Annotated in this window: 1 protein-coding gene; it reads left to right on the top strand. The window is 48.1% G+C overall.

The features are described from left to right. The coding region (locus tag A3738_RS31580) for a hypothetical protein (protein WP_197474060.1) at positions 1–850 on the top strand (850 nt) is incomplete at both ends.

Raw genomic sequence — 850 nt, 5'->3', positions numbered from 1 at the left:
TGAGTTTGGGCAATCAACGAGTTCTCAGCAAGCGAGTGTTAACAATTCGAATGGCCAGGCTTTGAGGCCCCATGGCCAAAGCGCGATCGCGGGATCTTCTGCACCATTAGTTGGTGTTGATGGCGCGGCTAGTAGCGATTCGCAAACTAACTTAGGGAATTCATTTCAACGTTCTGCGATCATTTCAAATGAGGGCTTAAGTTTGGGTAAAGATGGCGTGGCGGCTTCTGCTGCTGTATCTAGTTCGCAGAATGGCCAAATGAATTTTGCACATCCTATTGTTAGCGGAGAGCTTACTGTCTCGATTAACGGTAAGCCAGTGGATTCTTCCGCGCTAAATCCGATTGCCCAGTCTCCTCAGTCCCTTGAGAATGGTTTTGAAGTATCTGCTAAGGACGGGCAAGTAAATTCGGCCGTTAGTGAGACAGTGTTGAATAGTATGACTTCGGTTATACGCACCGATACAAGTCCGAATGCTGCTGATGGTGCATCTCATGTCGTAGGTGCAATGAAGGTTGGTAATACTATGATGGCGCAGGTAAGCGCTGCAGGGCCAGCATTGTCGAACGCTGCATCCATTATGCGGGTTGAAGGTTTAGCTCAAGCACAAGTTCAAGCAGCTGCTTCGCAAAACGCAAATACCTCTGCAGGTCTGACCAGCAACTCTCCGTATAATGCTAACGCGGCAAACATCACGAGTACTTTGCTGCAACCTGAAAGTAGTACGCTTGTTTCCGAAAGTGATTTTAGAGCGAAGCTGCAGTTCGAGCTAAGTTCTGGTGGTATCCAGAATGTTGACGATGCGCCTGACTTAGGTCTGAGCAAATTTGAGGGTTTGACGAATCAACGC

The sequence above is a fragment of the Oleiphilus sp. HI0066 genome (genome assembly GCF_001635725.1).
The sequence above is the reverse complement of the archived record's forward strand: the minus strand, read 5'-3'. Positions and strand labels throughout refer to the sequence as shown.